The organism is Robertmurraya beringensis (genome assembly GCF_042433785.1).
Lineage (GTDB): Bacteria > Bacillota > Bacilli > Bacillales > Cytobacillaceae > Robertmurraya_A > Robertmurraya_A beringensis.
Genome location: NZ_JBHLUU010000126.1, coordinates 109,512 through 128,207 on the forward strand (window position 1 = coordinate 109,512; position 18,696 = coordinate 128,207).

At 37.0% G+C, this 18,696-nt stretch carries 16 protein-coding genes and 1 other RNA gene; 6 read left to right on the forward strand and 11 right to left on the reverse strand.

Annotation, left to right across the window (positions count from 1 at the left end; genetic code table 11):
* Window positions 1–62: 62 nt before the first annotated feature.
* A complete protein-coding gene (locus tag ACFFHF_RS22795) occupies window positions 63–524 on the reverse strand; it encodes a divergent PAP2 family protein (protein ID WP_340904428.1) in 462 nt (153 codons plus the stop codon).
* A 106-nt stretch (window positions 525–630) separates the two neighbouring features.
* On the opposite strand from ACFFHF_RS22795, the gene sspL reads away from it, so the two are divergent.
* Window positions 631–774: a small, acid-soluble spore protein L gene (gene sspL, locus ACFFHF_RS22800; protein WP_377059136.1), complete on the forward strand. Its 144-nt coding sequence runs from the start codon at window positions 631–633 to the stop codon at window positions 772–774.
* A 39-nt stretch (window positions 775–813) separates the two neighbouring features.
* Here the strand turns inward: sspL and ACFFHF_RS22805 are convergent, their stop codons facing one another.
* The 4 genes from ACFFHF_RS22805 to ACFFHF_RS22820 all read right to left on the reverse strand — a co-directional run bounded on the left by ACFFHF_RS22805 (window position 814) and on the right by ACFFHF_RS22820 (window position 7,597).
* Window positions 814–1,710 carry a 5'-3' exonuclease gene (locus ACFFHF_RS22805; protein WP_160547196.1) on the reverse strand — a complete coding sequence of 299 codons (897 nt, stop codon included), beginning with the start codon at window positions 1,708–1,710 and terminating at the stop codon, window positions 814–816.
* 276 nt (window positions 1,711–1,986) lie between these two features.
* Window positions 1,987–5,643 (reverse strand): dynamin family protein, encoded by a 3,657-nt coding sequence (locus tag ACFFHF_RS22810; protein WP_377059137.1) that lies wholly within the window; start codon window positions 5,641–5,643, stop codon window positions 1,987–1,989.
* Window positions 5,644–5,942: 299 nt separating this feature from the next.
* On the reverse strand, window positions 5,943–6,509 hold the full coding sequence (locus ACFFHF_RS22815; protein ID WP_377059153.1) for an isoprenylcysteine carboxyl methyltransferase family protein: 567 nt from the start codon (window positions 6,507–6,509) through the stop codon (window positions 5,943–5,945).
* Window positions 6,506–7,597 (reverse strand): type III polyketide synthase, encoded by a 1,092-nt coding sequence (locus ACFFHF_RS22820; protein ID WP_377059138.1) that lies wholly within the window; start codon window positions 7,595–7,597, stop codon window positions 6,506–6,508. The genes ACFFHF_RS22815 and ACFFHF_RS22820 overlap by 4 nt, the downstream gene beginning before the upstream one ends.
* Before the next feature lie 301 nt (window positions 7,598–7,898).
* On the opposite strand from ACFFHF_RS22820, the gene ACFFHF_RS22825 reads away from it, so the two are divergent.
* Complete coding sequence (locus tag ACFFHF_RS22825) at window positions 7,899–8,354, forward strand: chemotaxis protein CheX (RefSeq protein ID WP_377059139.1); 456 nt, start codon at window positions 7,899–7,901, stop codon at window positions 8,352–8,354.
* Window positions 8,355–8,378: 24 nt separating this feature from the next.
* On the opposite strand, the gene ACFFHF_RS22830 is transcribed toward ACFFHF_RS22825, so the two are convergent.
* Complete coding sequence (locus tag ACFFHF_RS22830; protein WP_377059140.1) at window positions 8,379–9,152, reverse strand: SDR family NAD(P)-dependent oxidoreductase; 774 nt, start codon at window positions 9,150–9,152, stop codon at window positions 8,379–8,381.
* Window positions 9,153–9,607: 455 nt separating this feature from the next.
* On the opposite strand from ACFFHF_RS22830, the gene ACFFHF_RS22835 reads away from it, so the two are divergent.
* From ACFFHF_RS22835 to ACFFHF_RS22850, 4 genes are all read left to right on the forward strand, one after another.
* On the forward strand, window positions 9,608–9,823 hold the full coding sequence (locus ACFFHF_RS22835; protein WP_377059141.1) for a methionine aminopeptidase: 216 nt from the start codon (window positions 9,608–9,610) through the stop codon (window positions 9,821–9,823).
* A gap of 314 nt (window positions 9,824–10,137) precedes the next feature.
* A complete protein-coding gene (locus tag ACFFHF_RS22840) occupies window positions 10,138–10,287 on the forward strand; it encodes a cytochrome c oxidase subunit 2A (protein WP_119708897.1) in 150 nt (49 codons plus the stop codon).
* 25 nt (window positions 10,288–10,312) lie between these two features.
* Entirely contained in the window at window positions 10,313–10,792 is a 480-nt protein-coding gene (locus ACFFHF_RS22845) for a cytochrome c oxidase subunit II (protein WP_377059142.1), read from the forward strand.
* Window positions 10,789–12,438, forward strand: a complete 1,650-nt coding sequence (locus tag ACFFHF_RS22850; protein WP_377059143.1) for a b(o/a)3-type cytochrome-c oxidase subunit 1 — start codon at window positions 10,789–10,791, stop codon at window positions 12,436–12,438. The genes ACFFHF_RS22845 and ACFFHF_RS22850 overlap by 4 nt, the downstream gene beginning before the upstream one ends.
* A 16-nt stretch (window positions 12,439–12,454) precedes the next feature.
* Here the strand turns inward: ACFFHF_RS22850 and ACFFHF_RS22855 are convergent, their stop codons facing one another.
* The 5 genes from ACFFHF_RS22855 to rnpB all read right to left on the reverse strand — a co-directional run bounded on the left by ACFFHF_RS22855 (window position 12,455) and on the right by rnpB (window position 18,675).
* The gene (locus ACFFHF_RS22855; RefSeq protein WP_377059144.1) at window positions 12,455–13,363 is read right to left on the reverse strand and encodes a DMT family transporter; all 909 of its coding nucleotides are present in this window, start codon (window positions 13,361–13,363) and stop codon (window positions 12,455–12,457) included.
* A gap of 46 nt (window positions 13,364–13,409) precedes the next feature.
* On the reverse strand, window positions 13,410–14,933 hold the full coding sequence (locus ACFFHF_RS22860) for a carboxypeptidase M32 (RefSeq protein ID WP_377059145.1): 1,524 nt from the start codon (window positions 14,931–14,933) through the stop codon (window positions 13,410–13,412).
* A gap of 103 nt (window positions 14,934–15,036) precedes the next feature.
* Window positions 15,037–16,947 (reverse strand): ATP-dependent DNA helicase, encoded by a 1,911-nt coding sequence (locus ACFFHF_RS22865; RefSeq protein ID WP_377059146.1) that lies wholly within the window; start codon window positions 16,945–16,947, stop codon window positions 15,037–15,039.
* A gap of 71 nt (window positions 16,948–17,018) precedes the next feature.
* Window positions 17,019–18,161, reverse strand: a complete 1,143-nt coding sequence (locus ACFFHF_RS22870) for a THUMP domain-containing class I SAM-dependent RNA methyltransferase (RefSeq protein WP_160547185.1) — start codon at window positions 18,159–18,161, stop codon at window positions 17,019–17,021.
* Window positions 18,162–18,278: 117 nt separating this feature from the next.
* An RNA gene (gene rnpB, locus ACFFHF_RS22875) (RNase P RNA component class B) lies at window positions 18,279–18,675 on the reverse strand.
* Between the last annotated feature and the right edge of the window lie 21 nt (window positions 18,676–18,696).

An 18,696-nucleotide genomic window follows, 5' to 3' on the forward strand; every position in this document is an offset into this window, starting at 1 on the left:
TCTCTACACTCCCTATGATCGCTTCACATCTTCTTGATTTTATCTCATCAATCGACATTTTTCTATCTTTTTCTATCCATTAAATAGCCTAAAGTCCCAGTTAACACCCCAAGAAGCGCTCCACCCACTACTTCTTCTGGCTTATGACCAAGCATTTCCTTCAATTTATCTGGGGCCTTTTCTTCAAAATGTACGGGTTTTTCATGATTCACTTTATCAAGTAAATCATCCAAGTCATTCACTTTTAATGTAAGCTCACCCGTTTGCCTTCTTATCCCCTGCGCATCATACATAACAATTAATCCATAAACAAGAGACAGAGCAAAATCTATGGTCGGTAAACCACGATTTAAGGCAATATATGTGGTTAAAGATGCGACACCAGCGGAATGAGAGCTAGGCATCCCACCCGTTTGAAAAAATAAATCTGGTCTAAACTCCTTTTTCTTCCAATAATGAATAGGGATTTTCAATCCCTGTGCTAAAGCTATACTTGAAAGTGCTATATAGACACCTTTATTCACAATCTCTCACCTCCTTTTTATTGTGAAGAAAGAAGAGTGAGATTATGCAATTAGGTAATAATATTATCGTTAAGGCAGTAACAACCTTATATTAGGAGGAATGAAAATGGGAGGAAAAAACTCACATACAAACCGTGGTACAAAAGCTCCTGGTGTGAATCCTCAAGGATATGGACAGGATGCTGAATTTACACCGAATCCGAAAAGTAAATTAGAAGATAGAGCTAAGAAAAGCAATACTAAAATTTAATTAGAAAGAAGCTGCCCTAATTTATGGGGCAGCTTTCGATTACGCTAGTATTTGCTGGTCTGGCAATAAACGATCCAGCCCTCTAAACTCAACCTCTTTAAACTTTGTGAGAACTTTCTCCTGGTTGAATTGGAATACTGATTCTTCGTGTGAGAAGGATATCGGAACATCACATTTGATTTCAGCAAGCTTTCTGCTTAAATAAAGCATGTCCAAATCTTGCTCTATTTTTGTTTTTTGCGCTTTAGTAAGCAATTGTAAATTCGAAATAATGCCTTCCACATGCTCAAATTGTTGAACCAATTTAAGAGCTGTTTTTTCTCCAATTCCTTTTACACCTGGATAATTATCACTAGGATCTCCCATTAACGCTTTTACATCAATAATTTGCCTTGGGAGAATCCCCTTGTCTGTATAGAAAGAATCAGGGGTATGAACAGCATAATTTCCAAACCCTTTTTGAAGTAATATGACCTTAATTCGTTCATCTAACAATTGAAGAATATCACGGTCTCCCGTTAATATGCTAACCTCAAAATCGTTCATAGAAGCCTTGGCTATCGTACCAATACAATCGTCTGCCTCATACCCTTCTAACCCAATATTAGGAATATCAAATGCACTAACTACTTCCTTGACTAAATCAAACTGTGGAATCAATTCAACGGGTGCATCTGAACGATTAGCTTTATATTCTGTAAACATTTCATTTCGGAATGTTTTGCTTCCCATATCCCAGCAAACAGCTACGTGGCTTGGCTTAAAGGTTGATATCGCCGTTAAAAAATGTTTCACAAAACCATGAACACCATTTGTTGGTATTCCTTTAGAATTTATCATAAATTGACCCGATACACTTGTTGCAAAAAACGCACGAAATAACAGTGCCATCCCATCAACAAGTAATAGGGAACGATCTTTAGATTCGTTTGTCATTCATGGTCCTCCTCTTAGAGCATAATTCCCATTATAACATGAAAATTAATGATCAAAGATGGTATTGTTTTCTTTATTGCGTTCTCTTAACTTCAATTCCCTGCTTTTCTAATTCATAGTACATAGCCATTTTTGCTTTCCTTACATTTTCATTTAACAATAAGGTATAGCTTTTATCGTTTGAAAAAGTAAGTGTCAGTGTTCCGCTACTCATTATTCTGTTAACGATTCGGCAAAAAAAAATAAATCCCTTTTCAAAGGGATTTATAGAAAGAATTATTTACTTAATAGTTCCTCTAGCTTCAGTTCTGTTTCCTCAAGATTACTGATAGAGGTTTCATCACTGAGAGCAGCCCGTAACCCTTCATAATAGTCTAGGCACTCTCTTGCCATTTGTTCTTTCAATGTCTGAATCTCAGCATTCATCACTTCTTGATAATGCTCTTTTAATCGTTGACTTCCTTCCTCCACATAACTGTTCGCTAGTGGGGATAAAATGACTTCTAGCTCCTCCATCATAAGTCGTTTTTCATTTCGTTCAAAAAACGATTTTGGATTTTTAAAATAGCCCAATGCTTTTTTAAATAAGTGAGCCTCTAAATTCTCGAAGGCATTTGCAAACTCTATACTTTTCCACGCACGTTTCTCATACGAATGAAAGGATATATCTTTATTGATATCTGCAATTGAGCCTTCAAGTAGCTGTTCAACTTCTAACAGTAACTTTTCTATGAATGACTCAATCCTAAGTGAAGTCGCTCTTAATTCTTGAGCAAAATCATATCCAATACTTGTTAAAAATTCTTCAAGTCCTCTTTGTAACGCCTGTTTCATACTTCTTCCATCATCCTTTAATAGAGACGGATTAAAGGCCTCTTTAAAGAAATCATTAAATCGATAAAACACTCTTTGCTTAATATAAAAGGCTAACTCATCGGTTTCTAAATTTAATCTTTTTTGAAGATTTTTTTCTTGATCCTCTTTACGAAGCAGATTTCCAATAGCTTCCTCTTGATCCTGTATAGTTAGTAAGTATGAATCCTTTCTTTCTTGATTCTGCTTCGCATGGTGGATAAAAGCTTTTAGTACATGATTCACTCGGTTTAGTTCTGACATAGCAGAGGTTAGAGCAATCTCAGTTAAGTCGTTTTCAATAAACGAGTAGAATCTTTCTTCGAATTGTTCCAATCGAGAGCCTTCTTTTATCTCTTCTTCTTTTTCTTTTAAACCTAACAGGCTTGAAACGGGATAAACATGAGGCATACGGATTCCATACAGAATTAATTGCTCTGTTACATAACCAAGAACTTCTTGTACCTCTTCTTCATCACGAGCCAAGTCAATTGCATTTACAAGAAAGAACATCTTATCCATTGAAAAGGTGTCCTTTACGCGACCAAGCTGTATTAAAAACTCGCGGTCCGCTTTAGAAAAGGCGTGATTATAATAGGTCACAAAGAGTATCGCATCAGAATTTTTAATATAGTCAAAAGCAACACCTGTATGTCGTGCATTAATAGAATCGGCCCCTGGTGTATCGACAAGCGTGATTCCATGACGAGTTAGTTCACAATCATAATACAACTCAATACTCTCTACAAAGCACGATTTTTCTTCCTTCGCAACGTAATCAGCAAATTCTTCTAACTTTGTTTGAAGAATATCTCCGAAGTGATTTTTCGCAAACTCGTAGCCCCGTAAAAATGCCGTTAAAAAAGAATAATGAACTTTTCCTTGGACATCAAACAACGAATCATTAGGATCTATTGATTCGATCACATGAACCGCATGGTCTAATGACTCCGCTGAAAGCTCGAACAAATGTAAGGATCTTTTTACTTCCTCAAGTAAATTCTCTTCACTTTTAAATTTCACTTTCACTAAACCATGCTTATTCTCTTCTGTAACAGGCATGATTTTATTTATCGCTGCCGTAGTTGGGTTAGGAGAAACCGGTAGAAGCTTCTGCCCTATTAATGCATTTGCAAAGGACGATTTGCCTGCACTAAAAGCACCGAATAGTGCGATTGTAAACCCCCTATTACTCAGTCTTTCTGATGTTAATGTCAGTTCTTCTGAAGACGTTTTAAAACCCGGTACAGCGTTTAACAAGTTCGCTGCTGTCTTTAGCTTTTTTACTACATCCTTCACTTGAAGTCCTACATGTGTTGGTGTTTCTATAGGTGTTTCTATAGTCTTTTCTACTTTTTTCGTTGATTTTACAGCTACTTTTTCTGTAGATGATGACATGATCTCAAATTCTTCATTTACAGTAAGAAGTTTTTCTATCTCACGATCCTTTATTTCATCACTCATGATATTTTCAGTTAAAATTTGTTCCATTTTATATTTGGACTTTTCTTGACTATCCGTTATCGTTTTTAACTCTGACCATGTATGATCTAAATCTTTTATGACTTTTAACTCTTCTTCCCATTTTGAAGTCTTCCTGCTTATCTTATCACCTTGAATTTTTAGAAAATCATCCATAAATGGCTCGAGTTCTCTTCTAGCAAGGGTTTTTAAGCTTTCCGCTACATCATTTGTATAGTTCAAAACGTACTCTCCAGATAAACGAGCATCCTTCTTTTCCGCTTTTAACAGAAGCTCTGAAGTATAAGGTACAGAATATTCCTGGATTTTCGTTAGTAAATCAGCACTATTGATGTCTTCTTGCTTTATAAAGCGAGTAATCGCATCTTTCAAGTGCCATTCAAGTTGAGATTTTACCTTTTCCTGCATATCAGCAGAAAATGTCTGTAATCTCGCTTGGCGTTCTTGCTCTGTCTTGTTTTTAGAAAACAATAATCCTACTTTAAACTCTCGCTGTCTTGACTCAAGGAATTTTTCCGCAAGTTCTCTTGTTTGAAAGGGCATTAAATAAGCATTTTTTAAAATATCATTAATTACAAGCTCTAACTCTCTTTTTTGTTGGTTTAGAGTTTCCATTTGTAAGTCTAACTGCTGTTGTAACTCCACTATCTTACCTTGTAAGCTATTCCTTTCATCTTCAGGTAGGGCGCTTAATTTTTGTTCAAGTTTTTCAATGGTATCTTTATTCTGAGTTGATTCGAATACCATTTGTTCTTGAATAAGCTTTTTAAGAGAATTTGAAACTGAGAGCTCTAACAACTGATCCTTCATAACGACTTTTTCAGCAATAAACGTTTGTAGATCTTTTAACTCATTGTGGGGATGGGTTGGTTCCTTTAGCGTCGTATAAAATATACGACCTGGTTTCACTCCCCATGAAGCAAAGGATTCTTTTACACTTTCTTGAAACTGAAGAAAACTTATCTCTTCCTCACGATGCTTATCGATTTGATTTACAACTAAGAAAACTTCCTTTCCTTCCTCGGTTAGTTCCTTAGTAAACATAAAGTTAACCTCAGATTGGACATGATTATAATCCATGCAATAAAACACGAGATCCGCTAGGTGTAAAGCAGACTCTGTAGCGATTCGATGAGCATCATCTGTTGAATCAATTCCTGGTGTATCTAATATCGCTGTACCAGTTGTTAGCTTCGTGTTACTCTTGCTAATCTCTATGGACGTAATCTCGTCTCCATTTTTGCAGTATGTTTTGACCATGCTATAGTCGTAGGGAGCCTTGTAGTATAGAGGTCTTCCTTCGTTAAAATAGACCTTCGCATAGTCCTCCCCTGCTTTCACTTTTACTAAATTCGCACTTGTTGGAATAGGGCTGGAAGGAAGAATATTTTCACCAATTAAGGTATTAATCATGGTGGATTTTCCCGCTGAAAAATGACCACAAAAAGCAATTGCATATTCTCTCTCTTGAAGTTTTATAGCCAATTGCTTTGCTTTTTGTGCCGTTTCTTCATTTCCCCTTGAAAGAAAATATGTATGTAGATTGGCAAGACGTGATAGTGTGATCTGTGTATCATGTTGAAAGATTGTATTTGACATGGTTCTACCCCTTGTTTGTACTTTTACCTCTTTATTTTAACTGATTTTTCACGCATTTCCCAAACAAAAAAAATCAGGTTTACATTCACCTGATTTTTTTTATTTATTTAATTGAATAGCTTGTGGTTTGCTTACATTCTTTAACACATGCTTCATTAATAATCCATAAACGACAACTGTTGCGCCAATAAAAATCGTTACCATTTACAAACACCGTCCTCTTTAATGAGAGTGATAATTATTTTCATATGAACACTATACCACGAATGATAATCACTATCAATAAACTTTCTGATCATTCACATTTTTTTCATAAACGGCAACGGGAGAAATCTGCTTGTTTTATGGAATACCTCATTGTATTTTGTATGGTTACAAAGAGCTCTTTCCTCCGCAGGAATTCGGATCATTAATATAAGTGCGTTAAGGAGTGAAAAGGCAATAAGTGTTCCGTATGCTTGAAAAAGAAGTGGGATCACAAGAAATTCTAGGGTCACGATTAAATAGTTTGGGTGCTTTAGAAACTTATAAGGACCTTTTTTAATAACAGCAGCTTGTGGTACTACGATTATTTTCGTATTCCAATACTTTCCTAGAGACGAAAGCGCCCAAATTCTTCCTATTTGTGTGACCAAAAACAAACTGACAAGCGCTGGCCAATATGAGGAGATTTCTTTTCCTTGTACCAACACCTCTAGACAAAGGGATATAAAAAATAATACATGTACAATCACAATAAAAATGTAATGCGTTTTGCCAAACTCTACTCCACCCTGCTCTTTCATCCATTTCTCATTTCTTTTAGCAATGGCTAATTCACAAACTCGTTGAAAAATCACAAATGCCAGAAATAAAAAAAACATTATGTTTCCCTCCATTGTAAGAGCAGTAATTCTGAGCTAAAACCAGGACCCAATGCCGTTGCAAGACCCAAATCCTGATTTTTAGCCACTTTCATGGTTTGATTTAAAACATATAATATGGTTGTTGATGACATATTTCCGAAATTCTTTAGCACATTTGAAGATATGTCTAACATTTCTGCTGGTAACTGTAATGATTTTACATATGCATCCAGAACCTTCTTTCCTCCTGGATGGGCAATAAAATGCTGAAGCTCTTCCAGTTGACAACCATTCTCAGTAAGAAAAGTATTTACATTGGGCTTTAACCATTTTTCAATAATGGAAGGAATATCCTTAGAAAAAACAACATAAAGGCCATTCTCTTTTACTTCCCACCCCATCACATCAAGTGAGTCCTTCATGGTAGTTGACTTTGTAGCTAATATAGTTGGATAAGAGGTTAATTGACTGATGCTTTCCTTTTGAACTTGATCGCCTACAACTAAAGCACATGCCACTCCATCAGCAAATAGGGAAGATCCAATTAAGTTACTTTTGGACAAATCGTTTTTCTGGAATGTTAAACTGCATAATTCAATTGTAAGTACAAGTACTTTGGCTTTAGGAAAAGCGAGGCAGTATTCGTATGCTCTTGATAACCCAGAAGCACCACCCGCACAGCCAAGACCCCAGATAGGAATTCGTTTCGTATGTATCGAAAATGGAAGGATATTCATAATCCTTGCTTCTATACTAGGTGTTGCTATACCTGTACTTGAGATAGTAAAAATTGCGTCTATCTCTTCATAATCTATTGGTTCCTTCAAAAAGTCCTTATTTTTCAGACAATTTTCTATTGCTTTTGAACCTAACTGGATGGCTGTTTCTATATAAGCATCATTTTTTTCCTTAAAAGACCTTTCTTTTGCAAACCAGTCTATACTTCTAGCAAAATGTCGTTTGATGATTTGTCCGTGCTGGAACGCCTTAAGCAATCTTTCAATATCATGAAATGCATCTGTAAAAAGCTTTCGAGAAAAATCCATCACTTCAGTTTGTGTTATTTCATATTGTGGGGGTGCTTCACCTACTGATAGAATTGCTGGCATTGCATTGCTCCTTCCATGATGACCAATACAAGGATATTTTTTCCAAAAACAGAAGATTTATTCATGAAAAAGACTCCCTACTTTAGTAAGTAGAGAGTCATCCATGTCTTGAAGGAGTTGCTGTGCCTCTTCATTATATGTTGATTTTCGTTACAAATCACTAGATAATTTTTACCATAGAAATGAACCAAAAGGACCATTCCATTCCCATTATTTTTTACTATTGAAAATGAGAAAACCATGTTATTTTTCACTAAATCTATGATAATATAATGATATTCGACTAGTTGGAGGAATATCAATGACTTTATCTAAGCAAGTGACAGATATTTTAAACGGGACTATTGATTCAGTTAAATCAGTTCTTCCATTTGACCTAGCCGTTGAAAAACCATCTCTATTTACACAGCCATTTACACAACATTCAATTGGTGTGCTAATTGGAATGACCGGAGATGTAAGAGGTCGAATTATTATTGATGGAAATGAACAGGTGTTTGGTAAGATTGGAGAAGGAATGTTCGGTATGGCTTTAGAAGGGGAAATGCTAGAGTCTTTCGCTGGAGAGTTAGGAAATATGATTGCAGGGAATTTATCTACAACGATTTCACAAAAAGGCCATGAAACCGATATTACTCCCCCCACGGTTTTGGTTGGAGAAACAAAGGTCTATGGATTTGATAAAGCATTCCGTTTACCAATCAAAATTCAAGACTTAGGAACAATTGAACTTATTATTATGGTAGAAAATAAGTAGAGAGGATAACCCTCTCTACCTTTTTTAAAATCCGTGGATCGTCATCCCACCATCAACAAATATGGTTTGACCACTGATATAATTTCCTGCTTCGGAAGCTAGCATGACAACAGGTCCTACTAGTTCTGGTAATTCACCGACACGATTTAAAGGAGTGACGGCTAAAATATCTTTTACATACTCTTTGTTAGAAAGTAAGGTTTCTGTTAAAGGTGTTTTGAAATACCATGGGCCAATGCTATTTACATTAATATTATGAGGACCCCATTCTAATGCGAGGACTTTGGTCATTTGGATCATAGCCGCTTTTGTTGCCGCATAAACGACACCTGTCCGCAAAGCCACATGGCCGGCAACAGATGAGATAGAGATTATTCTACCCGCCGTTCCGTGCTTCTGCATCACTTTACCAACTTGTTGTGATATCATAAAGGCTGACTTTAAATTGGTATCCATGATCGTCTGCCACTCTTCTTCCGTAACCTCTATTGCTTTAGAACGGATATTCATTCCTGCGTTATTAATAAGAATATGTATTTCTCCCCACTCATCCTCTACCGTAGAAACCGCTCTTAATACTTCCTCTTTTAAGGTAACATCTGTCGGTATAACGAGCACCCTCTTACCAAGAGAGCGAATCATTTCAGCCGTTTCCCTTAAATCTCCCTCGGTTCGGGAAAGTAGTGCAACATCTGCCCCTGCTTCCGCTAACCCAATGGCGAGTGCTTTTCCTATTCCCCTGCCCGCACCTGTTACTATCGCATGTTTGTTATCTAATCGAAATGATGGTAAGTACAAAATGATCCCCCTTTTTTATTCATATATGAATCAACATATCAAACCGTAGTCAAAAAGAAAAGGAAAAAGGGTTTCTTTTTCCTTTCACCTTCTTACTTCTTATCTTGTTGTCTTTGCACCTCTATATAAATCTCTTTGCACACCAGTTCACCGCACACCTGACATACTACCTTCCCATCGTAAAGAGTTCGGCAGTGCTCGCAATAGTATTTCACCATATATTATCCCTCACTATTTCTTACTGACCAATATTACTATCAGTATATTTATTGCAAGTATAAGAGGTTCCTTCAAGCAGTCTAAAAGCTTGAGGATTAATAATAAATATGAAAAATCTATGATGAACATAACCATAATCAAATACCAATTATTAACATCACCCTAACACCTCTACCTTAATAATATGTATAGAGGAAACCGCATTAGTAATAATAGGAACTAGGTGGTGAATAATCTTGGGAATCATTCAAGCCTTCTTCAATTGGCGAGAAGGAAAATATCAGGAGCATTTAGAAGCAATGTATGAGGAAGATAAGTGCCCTCAATGTCACGGAAAAGGGTACCATGTGTATCCTCCTGTAGGAGAGTTTATCCCATATAATCATATTTTTGATTGCGCTGGCTGCGAAGGCTTAGGCTCTTATTCAAAGAGAGATAGTACAATCGTGTAACACACTCTAGGTTTCTAGGGTGTGTTTTATTGTGTAATAAATATCACTCACCTACAAATGCTTTTATGTCGACATTCGTAACCGTTATCATATATTTTCAAATTTTATCTTTTTCACAAATTTTTCACATTTCAAGACAACTGTATGTGATTTAAATCACTGTCACGATAACTTTTCACTACTATCATAGTAAATACATAACAATTGAACAATTTGTGAAATCAATGAAAGCTAATGGAATTGAAACAATTGTCTTGTATTATGAAGTTGTAATCATTAATTTATTGTGAAACCTTGGAGAGGAAGTGAGGGTTATGGCAAAAATGGAACTCAACCGAAAAACAAAAACGGAAATTGAGGATAGCTCTTCTTTAAAGGGCACATTAGCCTCCGTTTTCCTATTAGGATTCTTTCTAATAGTCACATGGGTAAGCGTGTACTTCTTATTTTTAGACCGTTTTTAAAGAGAGAAAGGGGGATATATGTATTATGCATATGCATAAATTCGAAAAGATTTGGCTGATATTTGGGATTGGGACTCTTCTAGTTTTCCTAACCGTTTTAGGTGTTAGTGCCTTTTATCTCGGAAATCAACCACCCAGCTGTTTAGCCACAATCAATCCTGAAAAAGTTGATACAAATGCACCATTCAATGAGCCAGGCCTAAAAAAGGTTGAAGGCAAAGACTGGGACTATGAATTGGTATACGTAGCTCAAGCTTTTGCTTATACTCCTGGAGAAATTGAAGTTCCACTCGGAGCAAAAGTTAAGGTAATTGCAACAACAAAAGACGTCATTCACGGATTTCAAGTTGCGGGAACAAATATAAACATGATGTTAGAGCCTGGTTATATAAGCGAATATGTCACAACCTTTGACAAAGCTGGAGAATACTTAATTTTATGTAATGAATATTGTGGTTCTGGACACCACATGATGACGTCTAAAATCAAGGTGGTGGAAAAATGAATACATTAAACACAAAAATCGATCCTCGTGATGGAAAATTAGTTATGGCCCATTTTTATGTGGCTTTCATCGCTCTAGCTGTCGGTGGGCTGGCAGGACTTCTTCAAACGTTAGTGCGATCTGGAAAATTTGTGTTACCTGCAGGAATTGGCTATTATCAAATCTTAACGGTTCACGGTGTCGTGCTCGGGCTTGTATTAACAACATTCTTCATTATGGGCTTTCAAATTGCTGCTACAAGTCGTACATCAGGTACATTATCCAACCTTCAAAGAAAATTAGGTTGGATCGGCTTTTGGTTAATGACTGCAGGTACGCTAATGGCAGCCACAATGATATTACTAAATAAAGCTTCTGTATTATATACCTTTTATGCACCTTTACAAGCACATTTTATTTACTACCTTGGTCTAACACTTGTTGTGGTAGGTAGTTGGCTAGATGGAGCTGCTGTATTAGGTAAATATATTAGCTGGAGAAAGCAAAATCCTGGTCAGCCAAGCCCGTTAATTACGTTTATGGCGGTTGTCAATACGATGTTATGGATTGTCGCAACTATTGGTGTTGCTTCAACCGTACTATTCCAATTACTTCCATGGTCACTTGGAATTGTTGATCGAGTGGACGTTTTAGTTAGCCGTACACTGTTCTGGTATTTTGGACATCCACTTGTTTATTTTTGGTTATTACCTGCCTATATGGCATGGTATGTAGTCATTCCAAAAGTCATTGGTGCAAAAATCTTCTCTGATTCGCTTGCTCGTTTGTCCTTTATCTTATTTTTACTATTCTCTATCCCGGTTGGTTTTCATCATCAGTTAATGGAGCCAGGAATTGATCCTGCTTGGAAGTTTTTACAGGTTATCTTAACGTTCTTAGTTGTCATTCCATCATTAATGACCGCTTTCTCTCTTTTCGCGACTTTCGAAAGCTATGGCCGCTCTAAAGGAGCTACCGGACTTTTCGGATGGTTTAAAAAGCTGCCTTGGGGAGATGCAAGATTTACGGTACCTTTTATCGGGATGCTTTCATTCATTCCTGCAGGTGCCGGTGGACTGGTGAATGCTTCTCATCAGTTGAACCAGGTGATTCATAATACGATTTGGGTTACTGGACACTTCCATTTAACCCTTGCAACCGCAGTTGTTCTAACTTTCTTTGGTATTACATACTGGCTGGTTCCTCATGTAACAGGCCGAGTATTAACAAAGGCGATGAATAAACTTGCGATTTACCAAGGCGTCCTTTGGGCAATTGGCATGACCTTTATGTCTGGTGCAATGCACGCAGCTGGTTTATTAGGAGCACCACGTCGTTCTTCTTTTTCAGAGTATGGAGGAGCTGCTCAAGCTTCTGAATGGATTCCTTATCAAATCGCTCAAGCGGTTGGTGGCACCATCCTTTTCATAGCGATAATTCTTATGCTTTATATTTTTGTGAATTTAGCATTTTTTGCTCCAAAGGGAGAAGAAGAATTTCCAATTGGTGAAGTGAGCGATAAAGCTGAAAAAACACCAATGGTATATGAGAACTGGAAGCTTTGGTTAGGTATTACTGCGTTACTAATCTTGTTCGCGTACACCATACCATTTATTGATATGATTCAAAATGCTCCAATCGGATCAAAAGGTTATAAATTATGGTAATAACAAACAGCGCCTATTAATGGGCGCCGTTTGTGGTTTCTACAGATATTTTATTTTTCTTTTCGTAACTCACTAAAATGACTGAAGCAAGTATAAACATTCCACCAATGAGTTGTATTATTGTTAATGTTTCATTGTAATAGTACAACCCCAATAATGTTGCTACAACCGGTTCGATCGTAGCAATAATGGACGCCTTACTACTCTCTGTTTTCTTCAGTCCCCAAGTGTATAAAAAGTAAGCTGTTACAGTCGTTATTAAAGCAAGCCCAATACTATACCAAATGATTGATGGCTTAAATAGGATACTTGACTTTGTCCAAAGAGTTGTAGATGGCACTAAAGATAAAGAAGCAATCAAAAATGTATAAAACGTAACAGTAAAAGGGGCATATCTTTGAAGTGCCAGCTTCCCGAATATACTGTATAGCGCATAACCTAACCCTGAGCCTAATCCGATAAACAACCCAATCGTTGAAATCTGTGCTGTTTCTTCCATTCTGAGACCTGCAATAAGAACACACCCGATGATCGTACCAAGTACGGCTAAAATCTTTTTTCTACCAAGCTTCTCCTTTAAAAAAACAAAAGATAAAATCGATACAAAAGCAGGTGACGTATACAGCAGTATAACTGCTAGAGAGACATTCATTTCATTTATTGTTGTAAAATAGCACCAATTAAAAAAAACTATGCTTAATACTCCGGTTCCAATAAATAGATAGGTATCTTTAAATTGAATTTTTAACTGTTCCCTTTTTTTCGCTACTCCAATAACAAAAAGAATCAAGAACGCTACCCCTACTCGTATCGTAACGATCTCCATAGCTGAAAAGCCAACTGCTGTTAATTCTCTAACGAACAGAGCTATTAGTCCCCATAAGAATGCAGCTAGACCAATAGAAACATTTGAAGCTAAATGCATGGTTTCCTCCTTGAAAAAAGGACGACAAAAATTGTCATCCCCTTTTCTATTTTTTCATTTCATAAATTCTCTCATATTTATCATAAAGATAGTCAATTAAGTAGGAAGCATTCAATCCTTCACCAGTAATATCTTTAATCAATTCAAGAGGTAGCTTCATTTTTCCGTACTGATGAATGTTTTTGGTTAACCACTCTTTAATTGGTAGAAGATTCCCCACCTCAAGTAACTGTTCATAATGGGGAATATCACTTAGCATAGCATGTTTTAGTTGAGCAGCATAAATATAACCAAGCGCATAGGAAGGGAAGTACCCAAAGCTTCCATCAGACCAATGAACGTCTTGAAGGACTCCATTTGCATCATTATGTGGAGTAATCCCTAGGTATTGTTCATACTTTTCATTCCAAACTTTAGGCAAGTCCTTTACTTCAATCTCATCATTAAAAATCCCTTTTTCAATTTCGTACCTGATCATAATATGCAATGCATAAGTTAGCTCATCCGCTTCAATGCGAATAAGCGATGGTTTCGATTCATTGATTGCTCGGTAAAATTGTTCAATTGTAACATCTTGAAACTGAGCAGGTGCGTATTCTTTTAGTAAGTCAAAATTTCCTTTCCAAAAAGAAAGATTTCTTCCAATGAAATTTTCATAAAATAGAGACTGTGATTCATGTATCCCCATGGATGTTCCTGTACATAATGGAGTTCCAATTAAAGCAGAAGAAATATTCTGTTCATATAAAGCATGACCTGCTTCGTGTACCGTTCCAAATATAGCTGTACGGAAGTCATTTTCATCATACTTTGTTGTTACTCGAACATCCCCTGGATTTAATCCAGTCGCAAATGGATGTACCGTTTCATCTAATCTACCCGAGTCAAAATCATAGCCAAGATTCTTTAATATTTCCAAGCTTAATTCTCGCTGTTTTTCCTTAGGAAAATGGTGATACAAGAATTGTGTGTTTGGCTTTTTTTCTGATTCCTTTATTCTTTGAACGAGAGGAACGATTTTTTCTTGAAGCTCACAAAATACTTGATCCAGAATGTTTACTGTAATACCAGGCTCATACATGTCTAAGAGAGTATTATATTTATTTTCCGTGTAGCCCCAATACGTTATAAATTTTTTTGTCATTTCAACAATCTTCTCAAGGTATGGTTGGAACATGGAAAAGTCTGAAGCATCCTTTGCCTCTTCCCATACTGCCTCTGATTTCGACTGAAGGATAACAAATTCTTTATATTCTTCAGCTGGAATTTTTTTGTTTCGATCGTATTCCTTTTTACACTCAGCGACCGTTTTTTTGGTTATCTCACTCAGTTCAAGATCATGTTCCACACTAGTTAAATTTGCTATGTATGCAGCCATTTCCTCAGATGTTGACATTTTAAACACTTCACTAGATAGGAGACCAATGACTTCTGAACGCTGCTCCATCCCTTTTTTCGGTGCTCCTGTTCGAAGATCCCAATATATAAGTCCAAGTGCTTCTTTATACGCACCCATCTTTTTAACATAATCTAAAAACTCTTGTTCCATCTGCTTTATGGCAGTAACCATCTAGTCCCCTCCTTTGATTCCCTTATGCAAGAAATTTTATCATAATTTTCAGGAAAAATCTTGAAAAAACAAAAAAAGGAGCAGACGATTATCTGCTCCAAGCTTACTTTGATACCGATACAGGTAGGACGGAATGTACGAGATCAATTATTTTTTGAGGCTCGTTTTGATTCATTAAAATATGCACTTTTCCTTTGTCTTCATGTGTACGTATTAAACGACCGATTCCTTGGCGAAGTCGGAGAAGCATATACGGGATATCGACTTCTTCAAAGGAGTTTTCTGTACTCTCCCTTTTCGCAGTAAATACGGGGTCATGAGGTGGAAATGGAAGAGAAAAGATGAATACATTCTCTAATGAAGAACCTGGAATATCAAGCCCTTCCCATAAATGAGTGGAGCAAAGTACAGCACTCTCTTCCTGTTGAAATTTCGAAACTAGTGTACTTATTTCTGCATCTCCCTCAAAATAGATAGGGAAAGGAAGTTCTTCACGAATATGGCGTTTAAACTGCTGTTGTTCTTCTTCATTGGAAAACAGGACTAGACCTCTTCCACCAGCTTCCATTAATTGTGTAACAGTATACATACATTTTTCCTCAACAGACGGAAAGGAAGGAATCTGTATTTTCATAGCTTCATCATAATTAAAAGGTGAATTTACACGGAAAGATAAAAATTCATCTATTCCAAGACTTTTTGCAATATATGAAAATGAGCCATTTTCGGATAAAGTTGCTGAAGAAAAAATGAATGGTTTTTTCTGTGAAAATACCTCTTCACGCATGATATCTTCCACCATTCTTGGCATAATCACAAGCGTGCGTTTCCCCTCATATTCTTCAAACCAAATAATTCCTTTGAGCTCCTTTAAAAATAAGCTTAATGAGTACGTTATCTGCTCTAAATAGCCTTCAACAATCTTAAGGTCATATTCATTTATGACATATAATTCACTTTCAAAGACAAGTTCTTCTTCCAGATCGGATAATAAAGAGGCAAGCTTTTTCCCCTTCGCTAGCACATCAGGTGTTTTTTTAATCATCTGTTTATCAGAACCTACTGTTTTTTCAGATGCGTCATGTAATACTTCAAAAAATTGCTCACTAGCTATAATGGATTCGTCTATTAGGTTAAGGGTCTTATCCCTAACATCATTAGCGGTTAACCGCTCTAATAATGTTTCAAGTGTTTGTTCTGTTAATTTATACGTTAAAGCCTTTTGACTGGCATATTCTAAAAGATGCCCCTCATCAAATACGACACATGAGCTTTCAGGTAGTAATGGAAGCTGACCTTCACGTTTTCTTGCTTCCTTAGTCCAAATATGCTCCATATAAAAATCATGAGAACAAATAATTAAGTCCTGTGAGCTTCTGTAATAATCACGATGTAGTGTTTGTCCACATCTATGTCGCTGATCACAAGAAAAGCAGTCCTGTAAACTATCCCATGCTATTTCATTCCACTGATCGTTAGACAACTGCGGAAAATCCTTTCGATCTCCGTATCGTTCGAAGGATTGCATAGAAATTCCTGTATGCACGAAGTCAGGCAATTGATGGAACACGTCCATATGTACATCCGAAGATGCAACGGATTGATCTAATTTATTCAAGCACAAATACTGATCTCTTGATTTAGCTAAACGAACGTCAATATTGAGTTGTAACGCTTTTTCAAGCTTGGCGATATCTCCTTCTTTTTTGACAAGCTGTTCAATAAGTGTTTCATCTGCACAAGCAATGATTGCCGGTCTGTTTTTGTAACGAGCATAACAGATCGCATATAAGAGGTAAACAATCGTCTTTCCCGTTCCTACACCAGCTTCTGCAAACATCACTTTATTTTCTTGAAAGGCTTTTTCAAGTTGAAATGCCATATAGATCTGTTCGTCACGAACTTCAAAGCCCTCTTCTGGCAGTAAATCGTAGAACACATCCCCGATCCAATCCCCTAATTTCTCAAAGAAGGATTCAGATTTAGATAGGGTGAATGGTAGCTGTTTTTGCAAAATAACCCCTCCAGTACTTTATTTTAGAACTAAGCGATAAAAAACTGACTCGTAAGCGAGTCAGTTTTAAATCATTTTATTTCTCTAGGTGGTCTCTTACCCCAGTATTGATAATAATTCGTTTGGATAAACCCATTAAATAATTTTCGTTTTTTAGTTGCTGGTTTTCCGTAACACTCTTCAAATCGTTCATTTGACGTTAGCATGTATACCGACCATGTTTCGTGGGGAGAGAAAGCTTGTCCCATGTCTGTGTACATTTTTTCTACCGTTGGTTTATCCCCTAGCCTCTCTCCGTATGGGGGGTTCCCAACAATTACGCCATATTCCTTTGTGGTCGTAAAATCTTTGACTTGCATTTGTTTGAATTGAATTAAATCTCCTAAACCAGCTTCAAATGCATTAGCCTTAGCAATATTCACCATTTTATGGTCAACATCTGAACCAAAGATATCTATTTCTTGGTCATACCTCGCAAGATCTTCTGCTTCATTTCTCGCATCTTCCCATAGCTTATCAGGAATCCAATTCCATCCTTCGGAAACAAACTCTCGATTAAAGCCTGGTGCAATATTTTGCCCTATCAAAGCAGCCTCTATCGGAATCGTTCCTGAACCACAAAAAGGATCAACAAACGGGCGGTCTGGTGTCCAATTTGTTAATAGCACTAATGCAGCTGCTAACGTTTCTTTAATAGGTGCTTCCCCTTGTTCCACACGGTATCCTCTTTTGTGTAATCCTGCACCACTAGTATCAATGGTTAGGATGGCCGTATCCTTTAAGAGGGATACTTCAATTTTAAACAGAGGACCATTTTCTTCAAACCAGCCTGTTCGACGATAATGGGTGCTTAAACGATTTACAATCGCTTTTTTGACGATCGCTTGGCAATCAGAAACACTGAATAAAGTTGATTTTACAGACTTCCCAGACACAGGAAACTCAGCATTTTCTGGCAGGTATTTTTCCCAAGGTAATGCCTTTGTTTTTTCAAACAATTCATCGAACGTTTTGGCTTTAAATTCTCCAACTTTAATTTTCACTCGATCGGCTGTACGTAACCATAAATTGCTCTTACAAATAGCAAGCTCGTCTCCTTGAAAACGAACACGGCCATTCTCAACAGTACACTCATACCCTAAATCTCTTACTTCCTTCGCAACTACCGCTTCAAGCCCCATCGCTGCGGTAGCTATTAATTCAAATTTCGTCATCGTTTCACCTCAGACAGAATGTAACTTGCCTTTTTTATTATATGTATAATACAAGAAAAGCTCTCCAACAGAGGAGAGCTATCATTAGAAAACACTCATACAATTCCATTAATAACGTTCTATAAGCCATGTTTTGTTCCTTTGTACTACCATCGACTGATCGTCTCGTACTCAGGTGGCAATCATCTATCTACAGATTCAGCTGAACCTGTCCTTCTCCTCGTTCATTTCCTAAGAGAAGGTGCCCCTACCATAATTTGGGTTTCTCGCTCGTGGGGTTTACCTCGTTCCACCCCATTCATTTCTAAATGGGCTCCGTCACTGTGGCACTTTCAAGGTATTCATGCCATATCGAAGTCGACTTAGGCATTTTCCCTGCCGTCAGCCAAGTAAAAACCTAGCTGCCCTAGCTTATGAATTGGCTAGGCACGAACACTACGGACATCTCAGACCGTGCGAGCATGGACTTTCCTCTACAATTCACTTACGATCCTTGCAGCGATTACCCGAACGTTATTAACGAACAATACATATT

What these genes read in the sequence shown, in the direction of transcription:
- ACFFHF_RS22850 (WP_377059143.1), top strand. Translation starts at nt 10,789, where the DNA reads ATGAATACATTAAACACAAAAATCGATCCTCGTGATGGAAAATTAGTT.
- ACFFHF_RS22855 (WP_377059144.1), bottom strand. Translation starts at nt 13,363, where the DNA reads ATGCATTTAGCTTCAAATGTTTCTATTGGTCTAGCTGCATTCTTATGG.
- sspL (WP_377059136.1), top strand. Translation starts at nt 631, where the DNA reads ATGGGAGGAAAAAACTCACATACAAACCGTGGTACAAAAGCTCCTGGT.
- ACFFHF_RS22860 (WP_377059145.1), bottom strand. Translation starts at nt 14,933, where the DNA reads ATGGTTACTGCCATAAAGCAGATGGAACAAGAGTTTTTAGATTATGTT.
- ACFFHF_RS22845 (WP_377059142.1), top strand. Translation starts at nt 10,313, where the DNA reads ATGCATATGCATAAATTCGAAAAGATTTGGCTGATATTTGGGATTGGG.
- ACFFHF_RS22870 (WP_160547185.1), bottom strand. Translation starts at nt 18,161, where the DNA reads ATGACGAAATTTGAATTAATAGCTACCGCAGCGATGGGGCTTGAAGCG.
- ACFFHF_RS22810 (WP_377059137.1), bottom strand. Translation starts at nt 5,643, where the DNA reads ATGTCAAATACAATCTTTCAACATGATACACAGATCACACTATCACGT.
- ACFFHF_RS22805 (WP_160547196.1), bottom strand. Translation starts at nt 1,710, where the DNA reads ATGACAAACGAATCTAAAGATCGTTCCCTATTACTTGTTGATGGGATG.
- ACFFHF_RS22820 (WP_377059138.1), bottom strand. Translation starts at nt 7,597, where the DNA reads ATGCCAGCAATTCTATCAGTAGGTGAAGCACCCCCACAATATGAAATA.
- ACFFHF_RS22840 (WP_119708897.1), top strand. Translation starts at nt 10,138, where the DNA reads ATGGCAAAAATGGAACTCAACCGAAAAACAAAAACGGAAATTGAGGAT.
- ACFFHF_RS22825 (WP_377059139.1), top strand. Translation starts at nt 7,899, where the DNA reads ATGACTTTATCTAAGCAAGTGACAGATATTTTAAACGGGACTATTGAT.